Raw genomic sequence first — 7,592 nt, 5'->3', positions numbered from 1 at the left:
TAAAAGATGATATCTATTTTTTGTCCTTGTTACTAACAAATGTTAGTAATCAAAGTTTATTGATTAACGTCTTGCTTGTTCAGTTTTCAAGGTTCATATCTCATCGTCATCTTGACGACTTTTACATCTTATCACTTTCATTTCTAACTGTCAAGAACTTTTTTAGAAAAGTTTTTCACTAGAAAGATTCGCGATTTAATTAGTATGTCTTAGCGACATTTAATATAATACAATAGTTTCTTTATGAAAGTCAACACTTTTTTGAGAATTTATTTTCGCTCCATAAAAGTGATGTAATAATCACTATACAACTATTTTGTGGATTGTTCAATCTTATAATGTCTATGGAAGATCTGATTACTCTTTGCTTCTATGTTTTCAACTTGAATGTATCCCTTACTAATTAGAAATTCAACGAACACTTCCAAGTCTACAGAGTAGTTTTTCAATTCTTCTTGTTCATGCAGCTCTTGTATTGTCCAATATTCCTTTTCAGACATTACTCTTAATATATGACGAGCTCCATCTGCGGTACGCGAATGAATTAGGAACTCACTTGCTAAGAATAAAAGCTCTAATCTTTTATTAATAGTCTCTTCACTTGTAATAAGTTCTTCATATAGTTTGTAAATCTCAGGATCGATTAGTTTTACTTGAGACCATACAGTGACTTCTGGATATAATCCCTTATCCAGTACTGCTAGACGTGCTAAGTGATGGAGAGATTCTACTACATGATTATAGGCATCCAAATAGTTTGTTTCTTCAAAGCAGACTTTGCCTTCTAAATAGTGACGAATTAGCTTTGCAAACTCTATCCCCATTTTGACGTTCCTTCCATAGAAGGGAAAGTCCTTAAGGTTTTGCTTTAAATTACTAACATATTCGTTTCGATCAAATAATATTCTCCCAAACAAAATCCAATCGATAAGTTTCTTGTTTGTTCCGACAAGGAGCCACTTATGTAATTGTTTTTCAGTAATAATATGCATTGCTGCTTTGTGATTTTCAAATGTGTAGTGTTTTGTATAGACTGGTACACGATTCTCTTTCGTTATGACTAATAGGATGGTATCAAATGTATCTGTAATCGGGCTTACATCTTCTCTTTTTCCTACAATAATAACCCCTAATGTATTAGGCTGACTTGCACGTTCTTGATAAATTGGACGAAGTAATTGCTCCATAAGAATCCTCCTAGAATAAAATCTCTATATAATAATCTTTCGACAGTAAAATTTAGATTCCTTTTCATAGTTTCAAATCGTATTGCCTAACTATACTGTTTTTAGTATCCTGTAATTTAGGAGGCTAACAAATGAAATCCAATAAGAAACCTTATAAAAGTAAAATTAATAAAATCCGTACATTTGCCTTATCTCTTATCTTTATCGGCTTCATCATCATGTATGGTGCCATCATCTTTAGGGAAAATAAATGGTTAGTCGTTATTTTCATGACAATTGGTATTCTATGCATTATTGGGAGCACAACGGTTTATGCTTGGATTGGGTTTTTATCGACTCAAGCAGTCATGGTTGAATGTCCAAATTGCCATAAGCACACAAAGGTGTTGGGACGCGTAGATATGTGTATGTTTTGTAGCGAACCTCTAACATTAGACAAGTCATTAGAAGGCAAAGAATTCAATCAAGCTTACAACAATAAAATAAAACGTACGCACAAAGATTAGTAAGGACCTCGTTTCTATCTGAGACGAGGTTTTATAGAAAGAACATAAAACAGTCTACCATAAAATTCTCCATATAGAAAAAAGCTATACATCGGTTTTTTACCATGTATAGCTTTTTTTAATATACCATTATTGAAGCTTTGTTGCTTTTTCTGCACAATCAGGACATGTACCGTATACTTCCAAACGGTGAGAGTTGACTTTGAAGCCTGTAACGTGGGCTGCAAGATGTTCCACTTCATCAAGTCCAGGATAATGGAAGTCCACAATCTTGCCACATGATTCACAAATAATGTGGTAGTGCTTACTTGTTACAAAATCAAAACGACTAGCGTTATCGCCATAGGTCAATTCTTTAACAAGACCTGATTCACGGAAAACACGTAAATTATTGTATACAGTAGCAACACTCATATTAGGAAATTTATGCTCTAATGCTTTATAAATATCGTCAGCAGTAGGATGCGCCATTGATTCAATTAAGTACTCTAAAATCGCATGACGTTGAGGAGTAATCCTTACGCCGGTTGTCTTTAGCGTGTCAAGTGCACTTTTCAATTGCATTTCGGACACCGCCATGCACCTCACTTCATAAGTATTATTTATTTATAATCGTTATAATTAGTTTACTTAATAAGTGGTGCAAATGTCAATATTTCTACATCCCGTTATAGTGTTTTGTTCACTTTTTAGGTACTGATTCTTATTTTCAATCGATAAACAAACGTGATTTGCTATGTAAATGCAATCATATTCTCATTGATTTTCTCAATTAAAAATGGTTAATGATAGTTTGGCTATAAAAGATAATAATTAGTACCCTTTTGAAGGATCAATGATATTCTCAATCTGCTTGTCTCCTGCTATCCACTTTTTCAAGTTTGGTTTAAAAATATCAAAGCCACGTTCTAAATATCGAGAAGAATGACTTGAAACGTGTGGTGACACTGTTATATTATCCATTGTCCAAAACGGATGCTCTTTAGGAAGTGGTTCCTCTTCAAATACATCACATATCGCATATGCTATATCATTTTGTAAAAGAGCTTGTTGCAATACATCTGTCGCTACTAAGTCACCTCGACCAAAATTCATAAAGATTGCACTTGTTTTCATCGCTTTAAAATGCTCCGGCCCCAATAAATGATGTGTTTCTTTCGTACTTGGTAGTACTGAAATAACGATATCCGCATCTGGTAAAACAGTCGTTAAGTCATCGAACTTTACCATACAATCCATATAATCGGCGTTCATTCCAGAGCGATTACAACCTATCGTTTTAACACCAAAACATTGTAATAAACGTCCAATTTCTCCCCCAATTGCTCCGGGACCTAAAATTAGCGCTGTTGAATCCCTTAATTCTTTGGATTTCGATTTACGATTCCATTCTGCATTTCTTTCCTTTTCATAAATCCATGGTAGTGAACGTTTATACGCCAGAATATGTGCTAATACTGATTCTGCCATTGGTACTTTGTGAATACCACGTACATTTGAAACGACAATCCCACGCTTTGCTATTTCATTTAATGGCATTTTTTCAAGTCCAGCTGATACAACCATAATCCATTGCAGCTGATTAGCAATCGCAATATGTTCTTCTACTAAGTCTTCGCCGTACGTTACTAAAATTTCAGCTGTTTTTAATAGGTCTTCATCCACCGTATTACGAAAAATAAACTCCTGCTCCGGGAACTCATGTAATAAATCTTCTTTTAAATCCGGGCGAGGATCAAACGTAAAATAAATTTTCATGATTTACTCCCCTTTGCTTCGAAGATAATTTAACACTTCTTCTATATGATTTTTGACACGTACCTTACGCCATTCTTTTTCAACAATTCCTTCTTTATTGATTAAAAAAGTAGAGCGTTCAATTCCCATGTATTCACGACCATACATTTTTTTCAATTTCCAAACGTCGTAAGATTCTGCCACTTTGTGATCTGTATCTACCAATAAAGAAAAAGGGAGTCCGTGTTTTTCGATAAACTTAACATGTTTGTTTTCATCATCTGGGCTTACACCTAAAATTACAGCATCTAAATCTGAAAAATCCTGATGAGCATCACGAAAATCACATGCTTCTGTTGTGCAGCCAGGTGTCATATCTTTTGGATAAAAATAAAGTACAACTGATTTCTTCCCTTTATAATCAGATAAAGAAACCTTTTCTCCTTTTTCATTGAGCAATGAAAACACAGGTGCTTCTAATCCTTCTAACATTGTCATGATAATTCCTCCATTCAAATACATATTAATATTGTAACAATTTATTTGTTGTTTGGATGAATTTTTAACTACAATAAAAACATACAATCCTTAGGTGAGCTTTTGCTTGAGTAATATAAAGTTAGTAGAATCAACTTCGTAACTCATTTCTTTTCAGATTGGATAAATATAAATAATATAGAGTTATTGACCAATTGCTCTTTATCGTTTAAAGTACCAGAATACAGTATATAGAAAGTGAGGTTACCCATTTTCATATGAAATTAGGTGCCCGAATATTAAAAACTGGAGTCGCCATTGTATTGGCCTTATTTTTAGCACAGGCATTACATTGTCCATCTCCTGTATTTGCAGGAATTGCTGCTATTTTCTCTTTACAGCCTTCTCTCTATCGTTCTTATCGATCTATAATTGAACAAGTTCAAGGGAATATCATTGGAGCAGTTGTCGCAATTGCTTTTGGCTACATTTTTGGACAAGAGTTCGTAGCAGTTGGATTAGCAGCAATTGTAACATTATTAGTAATGATTCGATTTAAACTTGAGGATAGTATTTCACTAGCCCTTGTTACGATGGTTGTTATTATGGAAGTTCAAGGCGAACAATTTATCACATTTGGACTTATTCGCTTCGCTACCGTTATGATTGGTGTACTATCAGCATTTGCCGTTAATCTATTATTCCTTCCACCTCGATATGAAACGCGTCTTTATGCATCCTTAAATATTTTACAGGACGATATTATTCGGTGGATTCGTTTGGCAGCTCGTCAAGCATCAGAGCATACTTCTACAAAACAATCGTTACGAACATTGAAACAGCGATACGAACGTATCAAGATTTTGTATAATCTGTACAAAGAAGAACGTGCATATTTTGGTAATAAGCAATTTGTAAAGGCTCGCAAACTAGTTATTTATCGTCAAATGATTTTAACGACTAAAAAGAGTATTGAAGTATTAAATCGACTACATTTACATGAAAATGAAATGGCCCATTTACCTGAACGTTTTCGTATTATGATACAAGAACGCTTAGATTATCTACTAACTTATCATGAACAGTTATTTTTGAAATATACCGGTAAATTAAAACATGAGCATACAACCTGGGTTGGGAAAGAGGAATATTTACAACGCAATGAAGTAATGGATATTTTCGCTCAGCACATTGTATTAGCACACGAAGATGAAAATGAAGAAGAATTCTCAAGCTATCATCTACTGCATATTCTTTCTCGAATATTAGATTATGAAGAAAATCTAGAACATTTGGATACTTTAATAAAGGCATACCAAAGCCGTCATTCACATGAAATTTTAAAAGTAGAAATAGATGATCGTATTATTTAGTACGGCTGATAATAAAATTGATTCTGAAAGATTAGTTAAGATTCTATGCAAATTGGTATCGTTAGCTGGTTTCAAAGTCTACATTTGACATTATACTCAACACCTATAGAAAAAACCTCCAATCGTTTTTAACTAGACGAATTGGAGGTTTTTAACTAGTTTTTCATTTTTGGATCAAGTGCATCACGTAGACCATCACCCATTAGGTTGAAACCCAGTACGGTCAACATAATCGCTAAACCTGGGAAGATCATCGTCCATGGTGCATTGACTAAATAAATTCTAGCATCTGCTAGCATTTTGCCCCATTCAGGTTGAGGTGCTTGTGCGCCAAGTCCAAGGAATCCAAGTGCCGCTGCTTCGATAATTGCTGATGCAATGGCCAGTGTCCCTTGTACAATAACTGGCGTCATGGAATTGGGCAAAATATGCGCAAATAATATACGAATATCCTTCATTCCAATTGCTTTAGCCGCTGTAATATATTCCTCTTGTTTAATACTCAATACTTTCGAACGAATAAGTCGCCCAAAATTCGGAATGTTAATCACCGCAATGGCAATTAGGGCATTTGTTAAAGATGGCCCTAAAACCGAAACGATTGCAATAGCTAATAGGATACTAGGAAACGCTAATAAAATATCAAAAATACGTGAGATAATTGTGTCAATCCAGCGGCCATAGTAACCTGCAATTATCCCCAAAATACTTCCAATTACTACGGAACCAATGACAGAAAAGAAACCTACCATTAAGGAAATTCTAGCTCCATGTATGACTCGAGAAAAAATATCTCGTCCAAAATCATCTGTTCCAAACCAATGTTCAGCAGATGGCGCTTTTAATCGATTACTCAATTGTTGTTCATTGATTCCTTGTGAAGCAATTAGAGGACCAAATATAGCTAGTAGGATAAAGAAAGCCACAATAATTGCTCCAACTAGTGCAACTTTATTTTTTCTAAAGCTACGCCATGCTTCTTTCCATGGACCAGCCGATTGATCTTTCTGTGTTGATACATTTGATGCTACATTCGGTGCCATTTGAGACATATTGGACTCCTCCTTTTAGTCATATTTAATCCTTGGATCAATTAGGCTATATAAAATATCGACAATTAAATTAATCATGATAAAGATAAACGCTATAACTAAAATTCCAGATTGAATAACTGGATAATCCCGGAAACCAATTGCATCATAGATATAACGGCCAATTCCAGGCCAACTAAAGATTGTTTCAGTTAATATAGCACCACCGAGTAATAACCCCATTTGTAAACCAATTACTGTTAATACAGGGATAATCGCGTTCTTTAACGCGTGTTTGTAAACAACCCAGAACATCTTTTGGCCCTTAGCACGAGCTGTACGAACATAGTCTGAACGTAAAACTTCAAGCATACTTGACCGTGTCATACGTGCGATAATAGCCATCGGAATTGTTGCTAATGCTAAAGCTGGTAAAATTAAATGCTGAAGTACTACGGTTAGTTGATCAAAACGCCCTTGAAGAATAGTATCTATTACATACAAGTATGTTATTGGATTAATAGGATTTCGAGCATCCTCACGTCCTGATGTTGGTAACCAATCCAACTGAATTCCAAACACCCACTGTTCCATCAAACCTAGCCAAAAAATAGGCATTGATACGCCAATTAATGCAATAACCATAGCTAAATAGTCGAACCATGAATTTTGGAACCAAGCTGAAATAATGCCTGCATTTACTCCAATAATCACCGCTAAAATAATTGCGCATAAGGATAATTCTAAAGTTGCCGCTAGATACGGCCAAAGCTCACTTGCAACCGGTATTTTTGTACGCATCGATTCACCTAGATCACCTGTAATTAGGTCACCTAAGTAATGAAAATATTGCACATACCATGGATTATCTAATCCCAGACTTGCTCGCAATGCTGCGACTGCTTCTTTCGTAGCCTGTTGACCTAAAATAACTTGCGCAGGGTCACCCGGAATTGCACGGATAATCAAAAATACGATAAACGTCATTCCGAGCAAAACAGGGATCAACTGTAATAATCTTCTACCGATATAGTGCAGCATACTCTTCACCTCTCCATCCTCTTGTTGTCATTTTACTTAGATAAAAAATCACCTTTCACCAATAAAAGTAAAAGGTGATTTCAGCTAAAATAATTCCTAAATACTAGATTTTTAATGTGCATGAAAAAAGAGAATGTTTCTAGTGAGTAAACACTGCTCCCTTTCCGCGGACAAGTACGAATACCTACTCACTCAGTTCGTTTAGGGTACTGAAAAAGTGTTTAAATACAAATATTAATC

General features: G+C 35.0%; 8 protein-coding genes. 2 read left to right on the top strand and 6 right to left on the bottom strand.

The window, feature by feature from the left end; all coding sequences use genetic code 11:
* Window positions 1–311: 311 nt before the first annotated feature.
* Window positions 312–1,187 (bottom strand): nucleotidyltransferase-like protein, encoded by an 876-nt coding sequence (locus tag ABE048_RS12450; protein WP_430311592.1) that lies wholly within the window; start codon window positions 1,185–1,187, stop codon window positions 312–314.
* Between the two features lie 131 nt (window positions 1,188–1,318).
* On the opposite strand from ABE048_RS12450, the gene ABE048_RS12445 reads away from it, so the two are divergent.
* Complete coding sequence (locus ABE048_RS12445) at window positions 1,319–1,693, top strand: YgzB family protein (protein WP_430311591.1); 375 nt, start codon at window positions 1,319–1,321, stop codon at window positions 1,691–1,693.
* A 129-nt stretch (window positions 1,694–1,822) separates the two neighbouring features.
* Here the strand turns inward: ABE048_RS12445 and perR are convergent, their stop codons facing one another.
* From perR to bcp, 3 genes are all read right to left on the bottom strand, one after another.
* The gene (perR, locus tag ABE048_RS12440) at window positions 1,823–2,272 is read right to left on the bottom strand and encodes a peroxide-responsive transcriptional repressor PerR (RefSeq protein WP_430311590.1); all 450 of its coding nucleotides are present in this window, start codon (window positions 2,270–2,272) and stop codon (window positions 1,823–1,825) included.
* A gap of 234 nt (window positions 2,273–2,506) precedes the next feature.
* Window positions 2,507–3,451 (bottom strand): D-2-hydroxyacid dehydrogenase, encoded by a 945-nt coding sequence (locus ABE048_RS12435; protein WP_430311589.1) that lies wholly within the window; start codon window positions 3,449–3,451, stop codon window positions 2,507–2,509.
* Between the two features lie 3 nt (window positions 3,452–3,454).
* Window positions 3,455–3,928, bottom strand: a complete 474-nt coding sequence (gene bcp, locus ABE048_RS12430; protein WP_430311588.1) for a thioredoxin-dependent thiol peroxidase — start codon at window positions 3,926–3,928, stop codon at window positions 3,455–3,457.
* Between the two features lie 257 nt (window positions 3,929–4,185).
* Between bcp and ABE048_RS12425 the strand changes: the two genes are divergently transcribed.
* On the top strand, window positions 4,186–5,280 hold the full coding sequence (locus tag ABE048_RS12425) for an FUSC family protein (RefSeq protein WP_430311587.1): 1,095 nt from the start codon (window positions 4,186–4,188) through the stop codon (window positions 5,278–5,280).
* A gap of 155 nt (window positions 5,281–5,435) precedes the next feature.
* On the opposite strand, the gene nikC is transcribed toward ABE048_RS12425, so the two are convergent.
* The gene (nikC, locus tag ABE048_RS12420; protein ID WP_430311586.1) at window positions 5,436–6,332 is read right to left on the bottom strand and encodes a nickel transporter permease; all 897 of its coding nucleotides are present in this window, start codon (window positions 6,330–6,332) and stop codon (window positions 5,436–5,438) included.
* A 15-nt stretch (window positions 6,333–6,347) separates the two neighbouring features.
* On the bottom strand, window positions 6,348–7,352 hold the full coding sequence (locus ABE048_RS12415; protein ID WP_430311599.1) for an ABC transporter permease: 1,005 nt from the start codon (window positions 7,350–7,352) through the stop codon (window positions 6,348–6,350).
* Window positions 7,353–7,592: the final 240 nt, after the last annotated feature.

It is taken from the genome of Rummeliibacillus pycnus (genome assembly GCF_050459865.1).
GTDB classification, from domain to species: Bacteria; Bacillota; Bacilli; order Bacillales_A; family Planococcaceae; genus Rummeliibacillus; species Rummeliibacillus pycnus_B.
The sequence above is the reverse complement of the archived record's forward strand: the minus strand, read 5'-3'. Positions and strand labels throughout refer to the sequence as shown.